Annotated in this window: 1 protein-coding gene; it reads left to right on the top strand. The window is 38.6% G+C overall.

Going from position 1 to position 788, the window contains the following annotated elements; genetic code table 11:
* Nucleotides 1-717, top strand: a 717-nt coding sequence (locus BFI01S_RS22075; protein WP_156478378.1) for an IS4 family transposase, incomplete at its 5' end; no start/stop codon positions are given.
* Nucleotides 718-788: the final 71 nt, after the last annotated feature.

Below are 788 nucleotides of genomic sequence, written 5' to 3' on the forward strand. Positions count from 1 at the left end.
AATCATCGTTGGGCTAAATTCCGCAAAACAAAGGCCGGTGTGAAACTGCATCTACGCCTTGTGTTTATGGAAAAAGGGATTTCCTATCCTGAAAAAGCGATCATGACAACGGCAAAGGAACATGATCGCAATCAGCTTGAAATCATGGTGGATGACAAAGAATGCATGTATGTGTTTGACCGTGGATACTTAGACTACGAACGCTTTGATCGAATGACCGATGATGGTTTCTTTTTCCTCACCAGATTGCGAAAAAATGCCGTCATCAGGGAAGTTTGTGATTTTAAACTCCCAGAAGGAACGACTGTTTTGTCGGATCAAATGGTGATCATCGGTACGATTCAAAATCGAGCTGAAAACTACTTTCGCCTTTTAAAAGTCATGGATTCAAAAGGGAACCTACTTCACTTAATCACGAATCGCTTTGATTTGAGTGCCGAAGAAATTTCTGAAATGTATAAATCTCGTTGGGCGATTGAGTTATTTTTTAAATGGATTAAGCAACATCTCAACATAAAGAAATTCTACGGACAAAGTGACTGGGCCATTCAGAATCAAGTTTTTATTGCGCTGATTGTATTTTGCTTACATGTTCTAGCACAAATTGAAACAAAAAGTAAGCGAAAAACCTTACAAATAAGCCGTTATTTAAGGGCAGCCTTATGGAAACCAGCACACATCTGGCTTCGAAAAATTGAAGGCAAAGCTATCCCTTAATAAGCTAATTGTCGTTGTCACACAGGTCTAATTGTAAAAAATTTCCAAATGGATGGAGCCACCTTTAATTA

This window comes from Cytobacillus firmus NBRC 15306 (assembly GCF_001591465.1).
Taxonomy (GTDB): domain Bacteria; phylum Bacillota; class Bacilli; order Bacillales; family Cytobacillaceae; genus Cytobacillus; species Cytobacillus firmus.